The organism is Bacillus sp. SRB3LM, assembly GCF_015712745.1.
In the GTDB taxonomy this organism is placed as follows: Bacteria; Bacillota; Bacilli; order Bacillales; family Bacillaceae_G; genus Bacillus_A; species Bacillus_A thuringiensis_K.
In genome coordinates this window covers 1-20,363 of the sequence record NZ_VWVQ01000004.1, presented here as the reverse complement: position 1 = coordinate 20,363, position 20,363 = coordinate 1, and the positions used below count along the sequence as shown (strand labels likewise).

Genomic DNA, 20,363 nt, shown 5'->3' with positions numbered 1-20,363 from the left:
TAAACAAAGAGGACAGGAATCCCTGTCCTCTTTGTTTTAGTGATTAAAGTGAAATATCGTTCTGCTCTGTCTTATGATATTTTAATAAACTAAAAGATAAACAAGCGGAACATAAAATAAGAATAGAAGCGATGATATAAATTGTACGAACACCGAACATATCAGTAATAATGCCAATGCTAAGCATAGATAGTCCAGAGGCTGTTGAAAGAAGTGCACCATGTGCTGTATACATTTTGGATAATAAAGCAGGGGCGACACTTGATTGTAAAACAGTCGTTTGGGAAATATCTCTAATTTGATAACATGGTCCCATTAGAACACATAGAAAAAGCGCAATAAATCCGCTGCTTGTCATACCGTATAAAAATGTAAGAATACTAAACATAAGAGAGCCAATCGACATAGATCGTATTAAATTGTTTTGAATATAGGAACTCATTTTCCAGGCTAATAGACCACCGATTAACGTGCCAACATAATAACTTGTATTAATATATCCCCACCATTCTTCGCCCTTATGAAGGATAGTCGTAACGTATGCCATCGTAATAGCACCAATCCATATTGTCCCTGCGAAAGTTTCGATTAAGTCCATATATGTAACGGTACGGAGAGAAGGATTTTGAAATAGGAGTTTCCAACCTTCCAATAAAACAGTACTTTTGGAAGAGGGAGAATCTGCTATTCTTTCAGTATGTATGGAACGTAATGAAAAATGTAATGCAATGCATCCGAAAATCATTAAAATGTTATTAATCATGAGTGTAGAAGTAGCGCCAATGAGAAGAACGACAATACTCGTAAATGAATAAGCAACGGCTTGCACAATTTGTGTTGAAAAGGAAAAGATACTATTTACTTTTACTAATTTTTCTTTCGGTGTAAGGCGCGGGAGAATACCGTATAATAACGGAGCACTCCACCCACTACATAATGAAATGACAAAAATAAAAGTTAATAGAGCTATAATGTTTGTGGATAAGACCGGGAACAAAATCATTAATAATAGTAAAAAGACTGTTTTCAGCCATTGGAGCGTATATAACAGCGTATAAGATGGAAAACGATTTATTATAAGTGGTGCAGAGATGTTAGCAATTAGATTTGTGATAACTTGTAATAATGGAAAAAGAGCAGTAATAGTAGCTGATTTAGTTGCTATATAAATATGAGTTGTAATAATCATTACATATACGATGTCAGCGAGAGTAATGCATATTTTGGAACCTAAATAGTAGATTAGTGACAGGTTTCTCAATAAGATTATCACCTCTATAAAAAATAGTATTTAGTAATTAGAATAATTGTAATTTAAAAATTAAAATTTTTAAAGAATTTAATTTTTTGTCACTTTTTGAAAGGGATTTTCATGTATAATGAAGAATATATTGATATAGTATTATATTAATGATCATTGTAACAGTGAGTATGTACAATAGCTTGTAGCAAACGCCCAAGTGTAAGAAAGGGCGGATAAACCATTCTTTTCTTCATATACATATAGAAAATGAGAAAGAAAGTGAGGGTTGCATATGGCTGCTTGGGTAATTTGGTTTATAATAGCTGGTATTTTATTTATCGCAGAAATGTTGTCGATTACATTTTACATGCTTTGGCTTGGAATTGGAGCTGTTGTCGGAGGTCTTATTGCTTTGTTTGCTCCTGATGCACTACTGTTACAAGTTACTGTTGGTGCAATTGTAAGTTTAACTTTGACATTCTTTACGAAAAGAATTTCAAAAAACTTTCGAGAAGCAAAAGGTTTTACTGATACAGTAGATATGCTTGTTGGTAAAAAAGGAATCGTTATGCAAGCGATTACAAATGAAGCGAATGGTATTGTGAAAGTGGATGGAGATACTTGGACAGCTATTGCAGATTCTTCAATTGATGCTGGAGAAAAAGTCGTTGTTATAAAGAGGCATAGTACTATATTACAAGTGAAAAAGGAGAGTGAATAAATATGGTAGCATTAACGTTAACGATTATATTCGCACTAATTGTAGTTACATTTATCGCATTAACAATTAAAATTATTCCTCAGCAAAAAGTTGGGGTTGTTGAAAGATTTGGTAAGTTTCAACGTATCATGCACCCAGGGTTAAATATTTTAATACCAATTGTAGATCGTGTTCGTGTATATCATGACTTACGTATTCAACAAACGAATGTACCACCGCAAAAGGTAATTACGAAAGATAATGTTCAAGTAGAAATTGATACTATTATTTTCTATCAAATTGTTGAACCAGAACTTGCGACATATGGTATTTCAAACTATGAATATGGTGTTCGTAATATTACTTCAGCAACGATGCGTCAAATTATCGGTAAAATGGAACTGGATGAAACGTTATCTGGTCGTGAAAAAATTTCAACAGAAATCCGCTTAGCGCTTGATGAAGCAACAGAAAAATGGGGCGTACGTATTGAACGTGTCGAAGTTGTTGATATTAACCCGCCAAAAGATGTGCAAGCATCAATGGAAAAACAAATGAAGGCTGAGCGTAATAAACGTGCGATTATTTTAGAAGCTGAAGCAGCAAAACAAGATAAAGTCCTTCGTGCTGAAGGGGAAAAGCAAAGTAAAATCTTGATGGCTGAAGGGGATAAAGAAGCGCGTATTCGCGAAGCTGAAGGTATAAAAGAAGCAAAAGAATTAGAAGCGCAAGGGGAAGCAAGGGCAATTGAAGAAATCGCAAAAGCAGAACAAAATCGTATTGAATTGCTTCGTGAAGCCAATTTGGATGAGCGTATACTTGCTTACAAATCATTTGAATCATTAGCTGAAGTTGCAAAAGGACCAGCAAATAAAGTCTTTATTCCGTCTAATGCAATTGAAACACTTGGTACTCTTGGGGCAATTGGAGAAATATTTAAAGAAAAACAAGCGAAGAAACTACCTTCAAATGATACAGGAAAAGAACAATAAAAGTGAGGAAGAGAAATGGGATACCATTTCTCTTTTTTTGCGTATATTCCGAAAAGCTTGTACATATCCATGTATAAAGAAGGTGATGCAGTGAAAAAGTATGCAACTCGAATACATGGGAAGAAACTGATTTCGTTACTCCTTTTATATGCGCTAATAGTAATTATGATAGCGTCGATTTTGACGTCATTTTTACATACAATGAAATCGAATTATGCAAATCAATGGTTTGGAAAAGTATCGATGCAAGGTTTTGTTCAAATGATAGAAAGTGAGAATCGCTATTACGGATTTGATTATTTTAAGAAGAATAAAAGAGAGTCAGTTGGGAATTTAATGTTCTCTATCGCGACAGATTTGAAAATTAAAGATTTAAGAACATTCGTCGGTAAAGAAGTACCTGGTATGTCAAAGTATTATTCTAATATTATCGTAGCTGGGGAAGGGACAAACTTGACGAATATCCCAAATGAATCTAGTGTACCGATTGAAGAAGTAACGAAAGAACGGGAAATAGCAAAAGATAAAGTTACAGAAGCGGAAAAGAATAATCCGGTTCAGAAAAAGAACGGAGCGAAAAAAGGTGAAAGTGCAGTATATATTTATCATACACATAGCTGGGAATCCTTCTTTCCATTATTACCAGGGGCAACTGATCCATCTAGCCCAGATGTAAATGTGTCTTTACTAGGGAAACGTATGAAAGAGCAACTTGAAGGACAAGGAATTCCGGTAGTTCATGATAAAACGAATATGGGTGATTTATTAGCGAGTAAAAAGTGGGTATGGTATCAGTCATATAAAGCGTCTCATGAATATGTAAAAGAAGCATTAGCACAAAATAATAAAATTGGGTTTCCGATTGATATACACCGTGACGATCAGCGTAAGAAAGTAACAACAAAAGTAATTAACGGAAAATCGTATGCAAGATTATATTTTATAATTGGGATGGAAAATGAAGGCCATGCTGAAAATGAAAAAATTGCAAGAGCGATCAATAGTTATTTAGATGAAAACTATTACGGATTAAGTAGAGGGATTTTTCCAAAGTATAAAAAAGATGGAAATGGCGTTTATAATCAAGATTTATCGAAAAATGCGATGTTAATTGAAGTTGGTGGTGTTGATAATACGTTAGATGAATTATATAACACAATTGATGTGTTAACAGAAGCGTTTAGTAAATATTATTGGAATGATGCGGAAAAAGTGAATGGATGAGGGACGGGAGACCGTTCCTTTTTTATTTTGGAATCTTAAAATGTGATATAATGGAATTTTATGAATGTTAAATAAAGGGGGAGAGAAACATGCAAATACTACTAATACGCCACGGAGAATCAGAAGCTGATATTTTACATGTGCATGAAGGTCGAGCTGATTTTGAGTTAACTGACAAAGGGAGACAACAAGTACAAAGACTTGTACAGAAAGTGAAAAAAGATTTTGCGCCAGATTTCATTTGGGCAAGCACATTAAAACGCGCTCGCGAAACGGGTGAAACATTAGCAGAAGCAATTGGTTGTCCAATTCAATTAGAAGAGGAATTAATGGAGTTTAATAATGGAGTGCAAGCAGGCTTATCATTTGAAGAAGCAAAGAAATATCCAGAGCCAAAGTTTCTTCATGACCGTTTTGAAAACGGAGAATCATTTATTGAGTTTCGAATGAGAATAGAAGGAATCTTTTCTAAAATTATGATAGAGAATACATATGATCGAATTGCAATTGTTGCCCATGGAGGCGTAATTAATAGTCTATTACGTGCATTTTTCAAAATGCCAATTTCAATGGACTACTATTTCAAAATAGGAGATACGGGAATAAGTTTAATTGAAATTGAGGGTGAACAAAAAACGGTGCATTTCATTAATGATACGAATCATTTGGACGGGATGTAAAGACTTATGTACAAAGTTGTATTTTTAAATCGTTTTCACTATATTGGTTAAGCATATAAATAGAAGTATCAATAGCAACTTTTAGTTGATGCAATGCAGATTGAACAAACATTGTAATTCTCCTCGTCTCCGTATATAATAGTTTCTTGAGGATATTATATCATACTCAAAATTCCGAAGATTCTAGTAGTTTGACTAGCATAATGAAAAGTATTATATTGTAAAAGGTCATATGAAACGTGAAATAGAATGGAATGCAATTATTGAGTTAGGAGTTAGACCAATGAGTTTGAAATATGGAAGAGATACAATTGTAGAAATTGACTTAAATGCTGTAAAACATAATGTAAAAGAATTTAAAAAACATGTAAATGATGAAGAAATTAAGATGATGGCTGCTGTAAAAGCGAATGGGTATGGCCATGGGGCAGTTGAAGTTGCCAAAGCTGCAATTGAAGCGGGAATACATCAACTTGCAGTTGCATTTGTAGATGAAGCAATAGAATTAAGAGAAGCAGGAATTACTGTACCAATTTTAATTTTAGGATACACACCAGTAGCGGCTGTAGAAGATGTAATTCAATATGACGTTATGATGACTGTTTATAGAGTAGAAGATTTACATGGTATAAATGAAATTGCAAACCGTCTTCAAAAGAAAGTACAAATTCAAGTGAAAATTGATACAGGAATGAGTCGTATCGGTTTACAAGAAGAAGAAGTTAAACCATTTTTAGAAGAATTAAACCGTATGGAGTATGTAGAGGTAGTAGGGATATTTACGCATTACTCTACGGCAGATGAAATCGATAAATCATATACGAATATGCAAACAAGTTTATTTGAAAAGGCTGTTAATACAGCGAAAGAATTAGGAATTCAAATACCATATATTCATAGTTCAAATAGTGCGGGATCAATGGAATTAAGTAACACATTTCAAAATATGGTACGCGTTGGAATAGGAGTGTACGGTATGTATCCATCAAAAGAAGTGGATCATTCAGTCGTTTCTTTACAGCCTGCGTTGTCGTTAAAATCAAAAGTAGCTCATATTAAACATGCGAAGAAGAATCGTGGTGTAAGTTATGGGAATACGTATGTAACAACTGGTGAAGAATGGATTGCGACTGTACCAATTGGTTATGCTGATGGTTATAATCGTCAATTATCTAATAAAGGCTATGCGTTAATTAATGGGGTTCGAGTACCTGTTATTGGCCGTGTTTGTATGGATCAGTTAATGTTGGATGTTTCAAAAGCGATGCCAGTACAAGTAGGAGACGAAGTAGTATTCTACGGTAAACAAGGTGAAGAAAATATCGCAGTAGAAGAAATAGCGGATATGTTAGGTACAATAAACTATGAAGTTACATGTATGCTAGATAGAAGAATTCCGCGTGTCTATAAAGAAAATGACGAAACAACTGCAATTGTAAATATATTAAGAAAAAACTGAATTATTTCGATTCAGTTTTTTTATTTTTTTATTCATATCAAATGCGAATATACCCTCGTTATGTAATACGGAGTAAACTTTGCGAAACACACTTTTTAGTTCAACTAAATTAAACTATTACCGGCAGAGATGACCAGTCCCGCAACAAAGATCTAATATACGAGAGTAGGGAAGAGCATCTTGTAAAACGAGGCTGGATAGGAGTATTCAACAAAATGTCCCCAATGTTTATTATAGATGTCTGCTAAAATATCATAATTAGAATAAATTGTTTTTTTAACATATGTATTCACCTAAAAATTAATTAAATTATAATAGTCATGCCTCGTGTTAATTTCAAAACCACATTGTGTATATAGTTTTAAAGCGTGGATATTTTTCGTTTCGACGTCTAACTCAATTGTTGAAACTCCTTCTGTAATAAGAGTATGTACTATATTACAAAGAATATCTTTTCCGTATCCTTTACCTTGATAAGAAGGATGAACGGCGAATCCTGATAGTGTAGTAGATTGCTCTTGTTTAGAAACTGTAATTGTTCCTATCACTTTTCCAGCAATAAGGGCACTGTAAACTTGATGGGAAGATGAATTCATCATTTTTTGTAACCATGTAGCCGTATTTTCTACTGAATCACCAAAAGCTTTACTAGAAATTTCAATAAGATCAAGAAGTGATTCTGAAGGTGCAAGAGTAAGCTGTATATTATTATCTGTTGTTTTTTGAATTTCGTTTGTTTTGAACTCCATACTATATTCACTATATAAATATGGTAACTTCATATGTTTTACAAATTCATTCCCAGAAATAGAATCCCCATTAATAATAAGAAGAGCTTCATCTGTCTCTCTATTTTCTATTTCTTTTATTGCAGTTTGTAAAAGGATAGTTCCGAAACGTTGTTTTCTAAAATGAGGATGTACAAAGCCTATTAGTTCAAGCTTTGTTGGTCTTTCGAAATCATACATATTTAAAGCGCCAATTAATTGAGTACCGTTATAAAGAAGAAAATCGTTTATATAATCTTCATTTCGATTTTTTAAAAAGTTGATATGTAAATCTGAAGAGTAATCAAGATTGTCTTGTTGCCCGCAAATATAAGCCAAATCCTTCATTTGTTGTATTTCACTTTCTGTTACAGAACGCTTTTTCTGAATATCCATTTCATAATCCCTCTCATTCGTATTTAAAAATAGGATGGGTGACTTAACCATTCCTTTAATTCCACATTACCTTGCACAGATAACAGTCGGTATAAATAACGATAAGGCTGTCTATATTCTTCTAAGTGAGGAATAGACATAATTGTTTCGTAACCACGTTTAAAGGCATGTGCTTCTTTTTCGGTAAGTACATATTCTAGTCCGATAAAATCAAGCTCTCGCGGAGCAACAGCGTAAGCTTCAGTATCTACTAAACCCGTAATAGTTGTACCGTCAGATAAAAATTGAGTAGGATCCATATCAATTAAGATGAGTGTAGATTCCTTTGGTACGGACAGGGAAGAAAGTTGTGATTCAAAGGTAGGGAATGCATTTTTTATGCTTTCATCATCGGAATAAAACATATTCGCAAGCTCTTTACTCACGTTTAAAATATGTGATTGGAATTCATCTAGTGGAACTTGGAACGTGCCTGACGGATTTCCTATGAAATCGGCTTTAAATTTATGTATTTCTGCAAGTCCTTTTCCTAGGCTGAATAAAATAGAATCTGGTTGCTCGATAAAAGATTGAACTGTGTTACCTACTAACTTTTCGACCACCACAAATTCACGGCTATTTAAAACATGTTTTTCTAATATTGTTGGGATAGGAAGATTCGTATGTTCTTGCAGCAATGTATGTACAGTTTCTAAATGATGGACGTTCCTTGGATCAATTCCAAATAGATTTTTACACCCCCACCAAAAATCATTATTTGGTTCTTCATTCATTTTAGAAGCACGAACGATAACTTCTGTATCTTCTGTTTGAACGAGAAAAACATCACTTGCATGATCTTCATAACCTGGGTGCAAGGCTTGAACGGATAGAATAGATGAATTGAATAGTTGAATTGAATAGTTGTTGTAACATGAAAAGACTCCTTTTTCTGTAAATTCCATAAATTCATTATATAACAGATGATGTGTTATGAGGATAAAGATAAAAAGATTGAAAGCATACTTACATTTATAGTGAAAATTCATTAAAAATATTATATTTCTCTATTTTTGTATGAATTGTCTAAAAATAATGGTGGTAATACTTGAATGTAAGACTCGTATCTTTAAATCTATGAAGAGTAAAAGTAAAATTAAGCATTCATTTATAAGATTGTGAATCACAATAATGTAGACTATAGAAAATATTTCTCAATAATAAAATGAAGAGAAAAGCATGAAGAAGTAGAATGCATTCATTTATAATAGACTTAAATTAATTAATATAATTAATTGTTAATTTTATTATATTAATTGGATAGGAGAGAATGTTATGGCAAATGTACTCGTAATAAATTTTCCTGGGGAAGGTCATATTAATCCGACTTTAGCTGTTGTAAGTGAGTTAATTCAGCGAGGGGAAACAGTTGTTTCTTATTGTATTGAAGATTATAGAAAGAAGGTTGAAGCAACAGGTGCGGAATTCCGAGTGTTTGAGAATTTTCTCTCTCAAATTAATATTATGGAACGAGTAAATGAAGGTGGGAGCCCTTTGACGATGCTATCTCATATGATTGAAGCATCAGAGCGTATTGTTACTCAAATTGTAGAAGAAACAAAAGAGGAAAAATATGATTATTTAATATATGATAATCATTTTCCAGTAGGACGTATTATAGTGAATATTTTACAATTACCAAGCGTTTCATCCTGTACAACGTTTGCTGTTAATCAGTACATTAATTTTCATGATGAGCAAGAATCGAGACAAGTAGATGAAATGGATCCATTATATCAATCTTGTTTAACGGGAATGGAAAGATGGAATAAGCAGTATGGAATGAAATGTAATAGTATGTATGATATTATGAACCATCCTGGTGATATTACGATTGTATATACTTCAAAAGAATATCAGCCGCGTTCAGAGGTATTTGATGAATCGTATAAATTTGTAGGTCCATCAATTGCTACTCGAAAAGAAGTGGGGAGTTTTCCTGCCGAAGATTTAAAAAATGAAAAAGTGATTTTCATTTCTATGGGAACAGTTTTTAATGAACAACCAGCTCTGTATGAAAAATGTTTTGAAGCGTTTAAAGATGTTGATGCGACAGTCGTATTAGTCGTTGGTAAGAAGATAAATATAAGTCAATTTGAAAATATCCCGAAAAACTTTAAGTTGTATAATTATGTCCCGCAATTAGAAGTTTTACAGCATGCTGATGTATTCGTGACACATGGTGGTATGAATAGTTCGAGTGAAGCGTTATATTATGGTGTTCCATTAGTTGTAATTCCGGTAACAGGAGATCAGCCATTCGTTGCAAAACGATTGACTGAAGTAGGGGCAGGCATAAGACTTAATCGCAACGAGTTAACTTCTGAATTGTTACGTGAGACTGTAAAGAAAGTAATGGATGATGTGACGTTTAAGGAGAATAGTCGTAAAGTGGGAGAGTCGCTTAGAAATGCCGGTGGATATCAAAGGGCAGTTGAGGAAATATTCAAATTAAAAATGAAGCCGTACGTAAAGATTAAATAGATGTTAAAAACACACTTACTTTTAATTTGTAAGTGTGTTTTTAGTATTACGCGTTACATGTGTTACATAAAAATAGCGATAAAGGAGAAACTTTTGTGTATATAAATCGATACCTTTGAATTAGTAGTAAAATTACGTTAAAATAATACTAAGAAAATATATAAGTTTTGGGGGTAATGAATGAAGAAAGTATTTGAATACGTATTATTAACAATTGGCTCAATTATAGTAGCAGGTTCATTAGAGCTTATTTTAGCACCTAATGGATTAGTAGATGGCGGGGTAACGGCTATTGCTATTATGGCAAATAAAGTCGCAGGATTGCCGCTTTATGGTGTGTTCTTAGGAATTAATATCCCAATTTTATTATTTACTGCAAAAGTAATGGGAAAGAAATTTTTTATCCGTACATCTTATGCGAATGTAGTTACAACACTCGGATTAATTTATTTAAAACCATTTCCAGCAATTACGACTTCTGAGTTATTAATTGTACTTTATGGTGGAGTACTGTTTGGAATCGGTGTTGGGATTGTTGTTAAAATGGGTGGAGCAATTGACGGTTCGGAAATGTTAGCAGTTTGGATGAATAAACACTTTAATGTACCGATTAGTACATTTTTACTTGCAGTAAATGCAGTTATTTTCATCTTTGTTGCCATTTTATTTTCAATCGAACAAGCGATGTTCTCATTAGCAATTTTCTATATTGTTACGAAGATGATTGATTTTATATTAGATGGTATTAATCAAGGTAAGAGCGTTATGATTATTTCTGGTAAGAATAAAGAAATAGGCGATTTACTTATGAAAGAATTGCAACTATCTGTTACGTATCTACATGGAGAAGGTGGTTTTTTAGGGGAGCATAAGAGAATCATTTATTGCATTACAAACCGATTCATTTATCCGAAAATGAAAGATCTCGTTCTCTCTGTAGATCCAGCCGCTATAATCGAAGCTTCCTATTCAACAGAAACGACTGGTGTGAAACGTCCGGGAAGGAAAGCTAGGTCAGGTGAATAACTAGAAGAAGGCTGTCCAAAAAGTTATTTTGGAACAGCCTTCTTTTTTATTTTGTTGAATTGTTAACATGTTACAAGTTAAATCCACTGTTAAAAAGTTTCCTTGCAACTAGGAAACCAAGCGTCTTTTAATAATCTAGCCAACGTTTCAATTTTATTTTCTGGAATACTACCAAAGCCGAGTAATACGTATGATTCCTTACGTAAATCATTCACGAAATCATATGGAGAAAGTGGGTATAATTTAACGCTTTGTTTTTTAGCGGATTCAATCAGTTCATTTTCATTCATACTGTTATGGACACATAAAACAATATGAAGTCCGGACTGTTCGCCAAGAATTTGAACATTAGCCCCCATTTCTTTCATAATGGATTTTACTAACGCATGATGTTTTCTTTTATATAGTGTACGACTCCGATTAAGGTGACGTTCCCAATTCCCGCTTTGTATAAAGTTAGCAAAAGCAAGTTGTTGTATTGTAGCGACTGTTTGTTTGAAAATTCCATGCAGTTCTTGATATGTTTTTAAAAGGTGTGGTGGTAAAACAACATATCCCATTCGTAAAGAAGGTAAAAAAGATTTTGAGAAAGTCCCCATATAAATAACGCGTTCATTTGAATCAAGACTTTGTAAAGAAGGAATCGGCTTACCAGCGTAGCGAAACTCTCCGTCATAGTCATCTTCAATAATGTATCCATTGCAATCATTAGCCCACTTTAACAATTCTAATCTTCTAGATAAAGGCATAATAATCCCGAGCGGAAATTGGTGTGATGGTGTAACGTATGCGACATTGGAATTTGTATTGTATAAACTAGAAATATCAATCCCTTTTTCATCCAATGGTATGGGATGAATTTGTCTATCACAGCTTTTAATGATTGCGTGTATACGGTGAAATCCAGGGTTTTCAATGCCGTATTCTTTTGTAGGGCCAAGCAGTTGAAGTAGTAGCCAGAGAAGTGGCTGCGTTCCGGCGCCAATCACAATTTGATCAGGTGAAGAATGGACACCGCGAGAATGATATAAATATGTTGATATATGCTCTCGAAGAGCGAATTCACCTTGAGGGTCTTCTTTGGCAAATAGTGCATTTTCGTATGTAAGTATGGATTCTTGTAATGCTCGTTTCCAATTTGTAATCGGAAATGTATTTTGATCAATAAGTCCTTGGCTACAATCATATTCAAATTTTTCGTCTATCAAATTGCTCGTCTTCTTTGCTGCATTTGGCTTTTTATTTGGGATAACGTCAATATCGAAATTTGCTACAAAAATACCACGTTTCGGTTTACTTTCTACATAACCTTCAGCTAATAATTGTTGATAAGCTGATTCAACAGTAATGCGGCTAATATTAAGTTGTGATGCTAAATTTCTGTGTGAGGGTAGACGTGTGCCGACAGAAATAGTCCCTTGTATAATTTCAGCTTTAATATATTCGTAAATTTGCAAGTAAATAGGTGTGTTACTTTGTAATTGCAATGGGATAGTAAAATCCATATAAAACTCTCCTTTAAAACTGGCCTTATAAAAAACACTTAAACTGTCACTTAAGTGAAGGGCAGTTACTTTCTATAATAATGATATAACATTTAGAAAATTAAATAAATAGTTAGAGGAGAGTTAAAAATGAATGTTAAAGAAGTAGTAACAGAAGAGCAATTACATGAAGTATTACCTGTTTTACAGCAATTAAGAACGAAACTTTCAAAAGAGGAAACAAGCTCTTTATTTCGAAAAATGAAAGAAGAAGATTATAAACTATTTTCGCTGTGTAATGAGAATGATGAAGTTGTTAGTCTTGCAGGTGTAGCAATTTGTACGAACTTTTATAATAAGAAACACGTTTTCGTATATGACCTTGTAACAGCAGAAGCACATCGTTCAAAAAGACATGGGAAAGTATTACTTTCGTATATAGAGAACTGGGGAAAGGAAAACGAATGTGAGTCTATCGTCCTCACGTCAGCATTTTCAAGAATTGATGCTCATCGTTTTTATGAAAGAGAAGGGTATGATAAGGTGAGTTATTCTTTTCATAAAGAATTATAAATAATAATAAGAAGAAGTTGTCCCGCAAAAGTTGGGAGCAACTTCTTCTTATTTATTAAGTTATTATTGAACCGTAAATAGGTTGTAAGTTATGGTATATGTATTTGAAAAGGTTATATAGTGTATTTTGTCGAATTGTTTTAATTTAATAAAGAGAATGATTGGAGCGCTTATACTTGAAAAAAATAAAGAAACTATCAATCCCTAATGATGCTAGAGTTATTGTCATATCTGATATTCATGGAGAATTAAATCTTTTAAAAGAAGCACTACATAAAGTTAACTTTAAAGATGAAGATTATTTAATTATTAATGGAGATCTTTGCGAGAAAGGACGAGATAGCGTAGGCGTAGTAAACTACGTTATGAATCTTGTAAAGAACAATTCAAAGGTTCACGTTGTTGAAGGGAATTGTGAAGTTTTAGTTGATGCTCTTCTAAATGAAAATCCTGGTCTTATTAATTATTTATGTACGAGGAAGCATTCAATTTTTAATGAATGGCTAGAGCAATTGGGTTTTTCAGTTCATGAGGGCACTTCAATTCGTGAAGTGAAAGAAGCATTGTTAAGTGAATTTTCACAAGAACTATATTGGCTAACAGAGTTGCCAACAGCGATTGAAACAGAAGATTATATTTTTGTGCATGCCGGTCTAGAAGATAGAGTAGATTGGAAAGAAACTGAGCGCAAAAATGCGATAGCAATGCCGGAGTTTTTCAATCAATCACATAAAGCAAATAAGTATGTAATAGTCGGTCATTGGCCTGTCGTGAACTATTCTGAAGAAGCACCGTCTAATAATCCAGTTATTGATAAGGAGAAAAAAATTATTGCGATTGATGGAGGAAATGCAATTAAAGAAGCAGGGCAATTAAACGTATTTATTATTCAGAGGAAACAAACGGACGATACGTTTTCTTATACATATGTAGACTATTTTCCAGAGTACGAAGTAATAGCGGATTTTAATGCGAATTCAGAAATGCAGGGCGGAGTGACATATCCGTATTATTACATAGAGCCTATCGAGAAGATGCAAGATTACACCGTATGTAAACAAAAGGAAACGAATAATGTGCTCACTGTAAAAAATGAATATATGAAACAACTTAAGTCAGGTGAATATACAGTGAAAACTGATATTTCTTGTGCGCAAATAAGCGTTAGGAAGGGAGATATCGTTTCTCTCATTGATGATAGCTGTTCAGGATATGATTTAATTAAAAAAGATGGCGTAGAGGGTTGGATAGAGAAAGGGATTTTAGTTGAGATAGAAAAAGTGAAAAATAAAACATTAAGCTGAAATAGGAGGGATATAACCTCCTATTTTTTTAAAGGAGTAGATTGCTTGCTGTCTTTAATAAGTAAATAAATCGTACTCGGCAGAATGATAAGCGTCATTCCTAAAAGAATTGCTAGTATAGCATAACCTCTATAGGGAGCAGAAACGATAAAAGGAAGTATCGCTAAAAAAATACCTGCTATCATCATTGAAATACTACTAATATTTGAAGCTCTTTTTTCAAGGTGCTTATCATTCCATTCTAATGAAACGGTTGATTTAGTCGTATCAATTTTGGAACTGAAATAACCTATTAATATAAATAAAAGCCCTAATGCTAAAAATATGAAATGATCAAGAGGAAGTGAAAAGCCAAGAGCGATGAGGGCGATGACAATATCGACAAAAAATAAGAATAGTAACATTGTGTTGCCGATCCAATGGAGAAATTTCTGGTTACTCGCTGCTTTAGATAAAGCTAAAAATACAAAGAATAAGAAGGAACATATAATTATATTTACGATTACAAAAGTGCTTTTATCCATTGTTGATGTAGGCGTTCCATTAAAGTCCCATTTCGTAACAATATTTGATGGTAAGAAGAAATATAGAATAATATTTGTCGTAACAATAGTGAGAAATAAAGCAATACTAAATCGATTCTTCACTGAATCACCAGCTTTCTAAATCAATAATTGGTATCTAATAACAAAATTATACAATATAATAAATGATATTAGTTTTGATTTTTCTGAAAAAATATTATAATTATATATGAAATAAAGAGGAATGCAGGAGGGAATTATGCAAAACGTTGTATTAAAGGGAAAGAAAGTTACAATTCGTACAATAGAAGAATCGGATATAAAAACATTATGGAATATCATATTTAAAGAAGAAAGCCCAGAATGGAAGAAATGGAATGCGCCATATTTCCAGTTCTCAATGCAAGAATACTCTTCCTATAAAGAGAAGATGCAAACTCGTTTGCAAGAGGAACCACTGTCAAATTTAATTATAGAAAATAACGGTCAAATTATAGGGACGGTCGGATTTTATTGGGAGCATAAACCGACGCGTTGGTTGGAGATGGGAATTGTTATTTATAATCCAACTTACTGGAATGGTGGCTACGGTACAGAAGCGTTAACGTTATATCGAGATTTATTATTTGAAAAGATGGAAATTGGTAGAGTAGGGCTCACGACTTGGTCTGGTAACGAACGAATGATGAAAGTAGCGGAGAAAATAGGAATGAGCTTAGAAGGTAGAATGCGAAAGTGTCGTTATTATAACGGAACATACTATGATTCTATTCGAATGGGCATGATTCGTGAAGAATGGGAAGCGCTATGTGTAACGAAGGGGTGAGAAAGATTGTACGCTATTATTGCTACATTTGATCGTGTGTTTACTAATAAAATTACAGAACTGCAAAATGAATTAACAAATGTAATTGGAACAAATCAACTAGCTGGAGTAGAACCTCATATAACGATTGCGGATTATAATGAGTTAGATGTTCATTTGTATACTGAGAAACTAGGGGAGTTTGTAGCTATTCAAGAAAATATGGACGCAGTAACTTTTCCTTCTGTTGGAATTTTTCCTACTAATGGAACGGTCTTTTTAGCGCCGACTGTTACCAATGAATTGTTAAAACTTCATTATTCTTATCATGATTATTTTAAAATTTTTCATGACAACCCAACTTCATATTACGTACCGGGAAAATGGGTTCCGCATTGTACAATTGCAAATAAATTACATACAAAGCAGTTTTTAAGTGTAATGGAATATATTTATGGAAAGTTTGATTTTGCAACAGCTTCAATTGAGAAATTAAAATTAATTAAGGTGAATTATGAAAATGGTTTTGCCGTTTCTTCTAGTATATTAGCAGAATATAATTTAAAGAGAATGGAGACATCGAGATGACATATATAATTAGAGAAATGAAGCAAGAAGACATTCATGCTGTACAATCAGTAGCAAAAATAGCTTGGCATGATACATACGAAGGCATTATTCCAAGAGAAATTCAAGATAGTTTTTTAGATGAGGCATACTCTGATGAAAAAATGAAATATCGTCTTAAAAATACACATTTATTCGTTGCGGAAGAAGAGGGTAAAGTAATAGGGTTTGCAAACTTTTCACCTGTTAGACTACAAAACGAAGCAGAATTAGGTGCGATTTATTTGTTACCAGATCAGCAAGGAAAAGGGATCGGAAGTGCTTTATTACAAAGAGGGATTAAAGCATTAAATGGGATACGGAAATTGTACATACATGTAGAAGCAGCAAATGAAAAAGGAAAACGCTTTTATGAAGCGAAAGGTTTTGCTGAATTAGAGCAATTTGAAGAAGACTTTGAAGGACATATGATGCAGACAGTAAGGATGGTTTTATACGTATAAGGAGGACTAGTAATGAAAATTTTTGATTTTAGTGAAAAAGTAGGAAAGCACCTATCAGTATTTCAATCTAATTTCATCATGTCGAAAATATTAAACCATAGAGGGAATATACATATCGGTGCTATGCATTTACACGAGAATGGAATCATCGGTTATCCCGCATTAACGGGCAGTAAGAACCCTGCCTCAAAATTCAGCGAAAGCAAACAAGTTAGGTGGGGGATCAACTGCCCGTAAAAGCCCGATTGGTTTAACTAATAATCAGTGGGGGATGAATAAAACCCCCACTGATTAAAGTTTCACTTTATCACGAAGCAGTTGTATCTCAACTGCTTCTTATTGTGGATGGAGCAGGATATGTATGTGGGGTAAATAAAGAAAAGATAAAGATAGAGGCGGGACAAGCTGTGTTTTGGGAAAAGGGAGAGCTCCATGAAACAAGTACAGAACACGGATTAACAGCAATTGTTATGGAAGCGGAGAATCTTGAACAAGCGATAGTAATGCCTATTATTCAAGGGGAGTTGTGAAAAATGATTGTTAAGGCGAATCAAGAAGATACCAATGAAATATTAAAATATTCGGCTCAATCGCTTTTTGAAGGGACGAGAGGGAATTGTCAATTAAGTACCGAGAAAGCAATTGAGATTACAAAGCCGATTGTAGAAAAAGGAGCATACTATTTAATCGTTAAAGAAAAAAATAAAGTAATGGGATGGATATTAATAGGGGAAAATACAGACTATTTTTCTCGTGAAAAACTTGGATTTATATATGAATTGTACGTTTTCCCAGAATATCGCGGGAGAGGATTATCGCGAGAACTGATGGAAGCTGGTATTAAGGAATTAAAGGAGAAGTATTCAGAAATTCGGTTGAATGTATTTGCTGGGAATTTTGCAAAAGAGATGTACGAAGAGTTTGGGTTTGTTGAAAGGCAGGTAATTATGACTTTGAAGTGAGTAGAATAGTCTGAATGAGAGAAGAGAAAATAATGATTTAGTGGCTACTTTATCGCTGGAATTTAAAGCGAATAAGTATAAAATAGATGGTTTGCCTTTATTTTATAGTAGATTTATAGAGTGTGCTTAAAAAACAAATAAATTAGTATTATATAATATATCGTTATTATAGTAAAAGAGAAATTTTGGAAAAATATCATTTTTTTGTTTAGAAATTTTTAAATTATTGATATAATCAATTTGTAGAATTGATTATTGGTTAATTTTACTATTTTTTAATTTTAAGGGGGATTTAATAATGGCAGGACAAATTCGTATGTCACCAGAGGAGCTTAAATCGAAAGCGACTCGATATGGACAAGGTGCAAATCAAATTGAGGACATTTTACGTCAACTACAAAACTTACAAAATGAATTAAGAGGAGAATGGGAAGGTCGTGCTTTCGAAGGTTTTGACCAACAGTTCAATCAATTAAAGCCAAAAGTACAAAACTTCGCACAGCTATTACAAGAAATTAATATGCAGCTTAATAAAACTGCAGAAGCTGTTGCTAGACATGACGAAGATCTTTCTCGTAATTTCGGTCTACAATAAGACAGATAAAAAGAAATATATAATTTAGCCATGCAACCATACGTTGTATGGCTAAATTACTTTAAAACTAGAGTAAGATACGAAGTCTTTCATCAGATAGACTTGCAGTCGCAGGAGTGATAAGTAGTGAAAAAGTTCAAATGGAGCATCTTGTTGTTTATTATTTTAGCTCTTGTACTATCAACAGGGGTCTCCTATTTAGCATTAAATCAAAATGTTAAGAAAGCTAATGAGAATACTACACCAAAAATGACAGTTGCGTTGGTAAATGAAGATCAGGGCACTGTATTTGAGGGCAATAAAATAGCGTTTGGAGATCAATTTGTTAAAAATGTAAATAAAAATACGAAACAAGAATGGTACGTAGTTAGTCGCGGGGTAGCAGAAAATGGATTGAAAAATAATAATTACAATATGATGATTGTTATTCCAAATGATTTTTCTAGGAAGGCAGTTGCGATTGATTCAGAGATTCCAGAGAAATTAACGTTAAACTACAAAGTAAATGCAACTGGGAATAAGGATTTGAAAGCTGAGGCAGAAAATACAGCTTCTGTTATTTTAGAAGATTTCAATAAGCAAATAATCGACGTTTATTTTGCGAGTATTATCGGTAAGCTACAAGGTGCACAAGATAATATAGGTAAAATAATTGAAAAAGGAAACGTTCAAACAACTATGTATAAAAAAGATATACATAGTCCGTTAGCAAATTACACAAATCAATGTAAAACAGTACAAGATTATACAGGTGTTTCTGTTAATAGTTTCAAAGGATTTCAGGATGTTTTAAAAGGTTTCGGTCAAGCGTTAGATGAAGGGAATAAATCTAACAGTACGTACTTAGATGGTTTTAATAACTTTCAAAAAATGCAAACTGATAACAATTTATTAGCGAATAATTTCACAAATCAATTTAATCAATATATGAATGATATGAATACAGGCGATGCTTTAAAGCAATTAAGTGCATTGGAATCCGCTAATAAAATTATTTCAAATCAATTTACGTTTTCAGAGAAAGAACCCAATATTTTAACTGATGCTTCAGCGATTCAAAAATATTTAGCAGATGTAAAAAAACAAGTATCTGAATATGATACAGAACTTGCAGGAAAGTTAGAAAGTGATATTCAAGAGACGGTAATTAAGAAGTTGAAGCAATCTATGTCGAATGATGGAAAGCAAGAAATTTTCATAAATACATTAATGAAACAACCAGATGCTCGAATAAAGAAACAAATCGAGAATTTAATTGCGAAATTACCTAGTTTAAACATGGAAGAAATCGGTCAAAGTGATTTGCCAGATGCAACGAAATTACAACTGCAAAATGTAATTCAATTTACAAAAAAATATAATAAAGAAAATAATTTTTATTATGATCCTGTAAATAAAATATCTTTAGGAAACGCTATTAAAGAAGTAAAGGATAGACTTTATAAGGATGGAACTACATTTAGTGATACTGCGAAAGTAATTAAAATGGAATCCCCGCAAATTTTGAAGATAAAGATTCCAGAAGAATTTGAACTAGATGGAAGTACAGGATTCTTACATATTGATGGTGAGGATCGTACAAGTGATTTTCTTCAAAGCGAAGCAGGAGAAATTACAATAGCTCCTCGTAATGAAGGGGATATAAAGATTGATCTGCATGTGAAGTTAAAAGATCCAAACATCAATATAGATGTTTTCTCTCCTGTAATGTGGCAGTGGGAATTGAGTGGGACTCATAAAAAAGAAACTAGTCCTGAAAAAGAAAAACCTAACAAAGAAGATAAAGGAACACAAACGGAAAATAGCAAGGTGGAAAATGTGGTTCATAAATCACAGTATGGCATAATGCCGTTAGTACACAATGCTAAAACGCCTATTATCAAAAAAATGGAAAACACAACAGGCAATAATGAAGGAAGCCAAGGAGGCGGAACAGGGAAAGATAACGGAACTGAAGGAAACCCAGGAGGCGGAACGGGAACAGATAACGGAACTGGAGGAAACCCAGGAGGCGGAACGGGAACAGACAACGGAAC

General features: G+C 33.3%; 20 protein-coding genes and 3 pseudogenes. 16 read left to right on the top strand and 7 right to left on the bottom strand.

Annotated features, from left to right (window positions below; translation table 11 throughout):
* Positions 1-43: 43 nt before the first annotated feature.
* Positions 44-1,261 (bottom strand): MFS transporter, encoded by a 1,218-nt coding sequence (locus F3I02_RS01635; RefSeq protein ID WP_001245230.1) that lies wholly within the window; start codon positions 1,259-1,261, stop codon positions 44-46.
* Between the two features lie 274 nt (positions 1,262-1,535).
* On the opposite strand from F3I02_RS01635, the gene F3I02_RS01630 reads away from it, so the two are divergent.
* The 4 genes from F3I02_RS01630 (at position 1,536) to F3I02_RS01615 (ending at position 4,839) form a co-directional block, all read left to right on the top strand.
* On the top strand, positions 1,536-1,964 hold the full coding sequence (locus F3I02_RS01630; RefSeq protein ID WP_000741974.1) for an NfeD family protein: 429 nt from the start codon (positions 1,536-1,538) through the stop codon (positions 1,962-1,964).
* Between the two features lie 2 nt (positions 1,965-1,966).
* Entirely contained in the window at positions 1,967-2,935 is a 969-nt protein-coding gene (locus F3I02_RS01625) for an SPFH domain-containing protein (RefSeq protein WP_000226252.1), read from the top strand.
* A gap of 15 nt (positions 2,936-2,950) precedes the next feature.
* Positions 2,951-4,159: a stage II sporulation protein P gene (gene spoIIP, locus F3I02_RS01620; RefSeq protein WP_308018182.1), complete on the top strand. Its 1,209-nt coding sequence runs from the start codon at positions 2,951-2,953 to the stop codon at positions 4,157-4,159.
* A gap of 89 nt (positions 4,160-4,248) precedes the next feature.
* On the top strand, positions 4,249-4,839 hold the full coding sequence (locus tag F3I02_RS01615; RefSeq protein ID WP_131251390.1) for a histidine phosphatase family protein: 591 nt from the start codon (positions 4,249-4,251) through the stop codon (positions 4,837-4,839).
* A gap of 16 nt (positions 4,840-4,855) precedes the next feature.
* On the opposite strand, the pseudogene F3I02_RS01610 reads toward F3I02_RS01615, so the two are convergent.
* A pseudogene (locus F3I02_RS01610) lies at positions 4,856-4,951 on the bottom strand (DinB family protein); the annotation flags it as partial.
* Positions 4,952-5,122: 171 nt separating this feature from the next.
* On the opposite strand from F3I02_RS01610, the gene alr reads away from it, so the two are divergent.
* On the top strand, positions 5,123-6,298 hold the full coding sequence (gene alr, locus F3I02_RS01605; RefSeq protein ID WP_001987589.1) for an alanine racemase: 1,176 nt from the start codon (positions 5,123-5,125) through the stop codon (positions 6,296-6,298).
* Between the two features lie 120 nt (positions 6,299-6,418).
* On the opposite strand, the pseudogene F3I02_RS34810 reads toward alr, so the two are convergent.
* The 3 genes and pseudogenes from F3I02_RS34810 to F3I02_RS01595 all read right to left on the bottom strand — a co-directional run.
* Positions 6,419-6,591, bottom strand: a pseudogene (locus tag F3I02_RS34810) (class I SAM-dependent methyltransferase); the annotation flags it as partial.
* Positions 6,592-7,461: a GNAT family N-acetyltransferase gene (locus F3I02_RS01600; RefSeq protein ID WP_046945153.1), complete on the bottom strand. Its 870-nt coding sequence runs from the start codon at positions 7,459-7,461 to the stop codon at positions 6,592-6,594.
* 23 nt (positions 7,462-7,484) lie between these two features.
* Entirely contained in the window at positions 7,485-8,405 is a 921-nt protein-coding gene (locus F3I02_RS01595; protein WP_196477495.1) for a nitrate reductase, read from the bottom strand.
* A gap of 370 nt (positions 8,406-8,775) precedes the next feature.
* Here F3I02_RS01595 and F3I02_RS01590 point away from each other — a divergent pair, with 370 nt between their 5' ends.
* Positions 8,776-9,984: a macrolide family glycosyltransferase gene (locus F3I02_RS01590; RefSeq protein ID WP_196477494.1), complete on the top strand. Its 1,209-nt coding sequence runs from the start codon at positions 8,776-8,778 to the stop codon at positions 9,982-9,984.
* Positions 9,985-10,164: 180 nt separating this feature from the next.
* Positions 10,165-11,010 carry a YitT family protein gene (locus F3I02_RS01585; RefSeq protein WP_000755125.1) on the top strand — a complete coding sequence of 282 codons (846 nt, stop codon included), beginning with the start codon at positions 10,165-10,167 and terminating at the stop codon, positions 11,008-11,010.
* Between the two features lie 89 nt (positions 11,011-11,099).
* Here F3I02_RS01585 and pdxR read toward each other — a convergent pair whose 3' ends face one another.
* Positions 11,100-12,515: a MocR-like pyridoxine biosynthesis transcription factor PdxR gene (gene pdxR / locus F3I02_RS01580; RefSeq protein WP_196477493.1), complete on the bottom strand. Its 1,416-nt coding sequence runs from the start codon at positions 12,513-12,515 to the stop codon at positions 11,100-11,102.
* A 129-nt stretch (positions 12,516-12,644) separates the two neighbouring features.
* On the opposite strand from pdxR, the gene F3I02_RS01575 reads away from it, so the two are divergent.
* Together F3I02_RS01575 and F3I02_RS01570 are read left to right on the top strand one after the other, a co-directional pair.
* On the top strand, positions 12,645-13,067 hold the full coding sequence (locus F3I02_RS01575) for a GNAT family N-acetyltransferase (RefSeq protein WP_001101115.1): 423 nt from the start codon (positions 12,645-12,647) through the stop codon (positions 13,065-13,067).
* A gap of 176 nt (positions 13,068-13,243) precedes the next feature.
* Positions 13,244-14,371 carry a metallophosphoesterase gene (locus F3I02_RS01570; protein ID WP_000721382.1) on the top strand — a complete coding sequence of 376 codons (1,128 nt, stop codon included), beginning with the start codon at positions 13,244-13,246 and terminating at the stop codon, positions 14,369-14,371.
* Positions 14,372-14,391: 20 nt separating this feature from the next.
* Here the strand turns inward: F3I02_RS01570 and F3I02_RS01565 are convergent, their stop codons facing one another.
* Complete coding sequence (locus F3I02_RS01565) at positions 14,392-15,018, bottom strand: DUF1648 domain-containing protein (RefSeq protein ID WP_003300956.1); 627 nt, start codon at positions 15,016-15,018, stop codon at positions 14,392-14,394.
* Positions 15,019-15,154: 136 nt separating this feature from the next.
* Between F3I02_RS01565 and F3I02_RS01560 the strand changes: the two genes are divergently transcribed.
* From F3I02_RS01560 to esaA, 7 genes and pseudogenes are all read left to right on the top strand, one after another.
* A complete protein-coding gene (locus F3I02_RS01560; RefSeq protein WP_196477492.1) occupies positions 15,155-15,721 on the top strand; it encodes a GNAT family N-acetyltransferase in 567 nt (188 codons plus the stop codon).
* Positions 15,722-15,727: 6 nt separating this feature from the next.
* A complete protein-coding gene (locus F3I02_RS01555) occupies positions 15,728-16,288 on the top strand; it encodes a 2'-5' RNA ligase family protein (RefSeq protein WP_196477491.1) in 561 nt (186 codons plus the stop codon).
* Positions 16,285-16,770, top strand: coding sequence for a GNAT family N-acetyltransferase (locus F3I02_RS01550; RefSeq protein WP_000221052.1), 486 nt, complete (start codon positions 16,285-16,287; stop codon positions 16,768-16,770). The genes F3I02_RS01555 and F3I02_RS01550 overlap by 4 nt, the downstream gene beginning before the upstream one ends.
* Before the next feature lie 12 nt (positions 16,771-16,782).
* Positions 16,783-17,300: pseudogene (locus F3I02_RS34805) on the top strand (cupin).
* A 3-nt stretch (positions 17,301-17,303) separates the two neighbouring features.
* Positions 17,304-17,732, top strand: coding sequence for a GNAT family N-acetyltransferase (locus tag F3I02_RS01535; RefSeq protein WP_000635650.1), 429 nt, complete (start codon positions 17,304-17,306; stop codon positions 17,730-17,732).
* Positions 17,733-18,030: 298 nt separating this feature from the next.
* The gene (locus F3I02_RS01530) at positions 18,031-18,327 is read left to right on the top strand and encodes a WXG100 family type VII secretion target (RefSeq protein ID WP_000918601.1); all 297 of its coding nucleotides are present in this window, start codon (positions 18,031-18,033) and stop codon (positions 18,325-18,327) included.
* Positions 18,328-18,453: 126 nt separating this feature from the next.
* Positions 18,454-20,363: type VII secretion protein EsaA (gene esaA, locus F3I02_RS01525; RefSeq protein ID WP_196477490.1), on the top strand; the 1,910-nt coding region annotated here is incomplete at its 3' end.

Excerpts from the sequence above, each read along its gene's own strand:
- alr (WP_001987589.1), top strand. The coding sequence starts at position 5,123 with ATGAGTTTGAAATATGGAAGAGATACAATTGTAGAAATTGACTTAAAT.
- F3I02_RS01600 (WP_046945153.1), bottom strand. The coding sequence starts at position 7,461 with ATGGATATTCAGAAAAAGCGTTCTGTAACAGAAAGTGAAATACAACAA.
- F3I02_RS01595 (WP_196477495.1), bottom strand. The coding sequence starts at position 8,405 with ATGGAATTTACAGAAAAAGGAGTCTTTTCATGTTACAACAACTATTCA.
- F3I02_RS01560 (WP_196477492.1), top strand. The coding sequence starts at position 15,155 with ATGCAAAACGTTGTATTAAAGGGAAAGAAAGTTACAATTCGTACAATA.
- F3I02_RS01615 (WP_131251390.1), top strand. The coding sequence starts at position 4,249 with ATGCAAATACTACTAATACGCCACGGAGAATCAGAAGCTGATATTTTA.
- F3I02_RS01625 (WP_000226252.1), top strand. The coding sequence starts at position 1,967 with ATGGTAGCATTAACGTTAACGATTATATTCGCACTAATTGTAGTTACA.
- F3I02_RS01535 (WP_000635650.1), top strand. The coding sequence starts at position 17,304 with ATGATTGTTAAGGCGAATCAAGAAGATACCAATGAAATATTAAAATAT.
- F3I02_RS01550 (WP_000221052.1), top strand. The coding sequence starts at position 16,285 with ATGACATATATAATTAGAGAAATGAAGCAAGAAGACATTCATGCTGTA.
- F3I02_RS01530 (WP_000918601.1), top strand. The coding sequence starts at position 18,031 with ATGGCAGGACAAATTCGTATGTCACCAGAGGAGCTTAAATCGAAAGCG.
- spoIIP (WP_308018182.1), top strand. The coding sequence starts at position 2,951 with ATGGGATACCATTTCTCTTTTTTTGCGTATATTCCGAAAAGCTTGTAC.
- pdxR (WP_196477493.1), bottom strand. The coding sequence starts at position 12,515 with ATGGATTTTACTATCCCATTGCAATTACAAAGTAACACACCTATTTAC.
- F3I02_RS01590 (WP_196477494.1), top strand. The coding sequence starts at position 8,776 with ATGGCAAATGTACTCGTAATAAATTTTCCTGGGGAAGGTCATATTAAT.
- F3I02_RS01585 (WP_000755125.1), top strand. The coding sequence starts at position 10,165 with ATGAAGAAAGTATTTGAATACGTATTATTAACAATTGGCTCAATTATA.
- F3I02_RS01575 (WP_001101115.1), top strand. The coding sequence starts at position 12,645 with ATGAATGTTAAAGAAGTAGTAACAGAAGAGCAATTACATGAAGTATTA.
- F3I02_RS01630 (WP_000741974.1), top strand. The coding sequence starts at position 1,536 with ATGGCTGCTTGGGTAATTTGGTTTATAATAGCTGGTATTTTATTTATC.